Below are 1,103 nucleotides of genomic sequence, written 5' to 3' on the forward strand. Positions count from 1 at the left end.
CCAACGGCCAGCTCAGCCCCGCCGAATACGAACGCCGACACGCGCTCAAGAACGCCCAAGACCTCGACTATGCTGCCGCGTAGTCGCAAGCCCTGATGTGTCTATCGAACCGGGGCAACTCCACGTACAGCAGGTGAGGCCGCTGAGCTGGACGTTCGGCCGGTCGTGAGTGGCCGTGGTTGCCCCCTCGTCACCCTGGCTAATTGCACGCTAATTGCACGAAGATCAAGCGGGCTGGTCCTCATCAGAGCGCTCAAGGAACTTTTCGACTACGCGAAAGAGCGTCTCGATGGCAACCGGTTCCAACTCGGGGGAAGGTCGCTGTACGACTCGTCGCCTACAGGCTCGACAAACCACAGGGCAAGCGTGGGCCACGCGAGACTGCTCTCATAGCCGATGCGGCCAACAAGCCATTCGTGGAAGCCGTTGAGCATGCCTGGAGCCCGCCGGAAGTGCTTGAAGATCTTCCGATAGTCCGGTGGTACTTCGTTACACACTGCCGCCCTTCTGAAGCTTGTTGATCAAGGTGACACGGCTAGTGGTGGTGGCGCGCCTACTCACACCCCTCCCGGCTGATCATCCCGTGGCCCTGGTCTGCTCGGCTTGTCCCGGGTCGATGGTGGGCGGGATGATCAGGCTTCCACCTCAGCCACCTACGGATCCCAGGCTCGCAGCGGAGATCATCCCGGAGCCGGAGCGCCCCCGCCGGAGGCAAGGCTGTGGGAGAAACCCAGCCGCTTCGGATTTCTGCTGGAGCGGATTTAGCACCTCGCATTCAGATGCCGGATTGCTCAAGGTCGCCATCTCCGGAAAGATCACACGCTATGAACGATCCGGCCGCGGCCGTCCTGTTGTTGACCTTCATTGCCATTGCGTGGGTTCTGCTGACCGCTCTTGTCCGAAACGCGCGCGAGAACACCGGAGATGGAAAACCGCTGGACACGTTGACCACGGTAACTATTGCCGGAGCCGTCCTTGGTGCCGGCCTGCTACTGCTCACGATGATGGGCGTCATGAAAGATATCGTCGAGGCTCTGCAGCACGCTCTCTAGGACTGGAGCGGCCCGCAAGCTCGGGCCGCGGGGGGGGGGGGGGGGGGGGGG

1 protein-coding gene is annotated in these 1,103 nt (G+C 62.3%); it reads left to right on the plus strand.

The window, feature by feature from the left end:
- Positions 1-824: 824 nt before the first annotated feature.
- Positions 825-1,052, plus strand: a complete 228-nt coding sequence (locus ACFKCF_RS51855) for a hypothetical protein (RefSeq protein WP_394503550.1) — start codon at positions 825-827, stop codon at positions 1,050-1,052.
- Positions 1,053-1,103 lie beyond the last annotated feature (51 nt).

Origin of the sequence: Nonomuraea sp. JJY05, from assembly GCF_043496855.1 — a bacterium.
Lineage (GTDB): Bacteria > Actinomycetota > Actinomycetes > Streptosporangiales > Streptosporangiaceae > Nonomuraea.

Bases quoted from the DNA above. Each gene is read 5' to 3' on its own strand.
- ACFKCF_RS51855 (WP_394503550.1), top strand. From the start codon at position 825: ATGAACGATCCGGCCGCGGCCGTCCTGTTGTTGACCTTCATTGCCATT.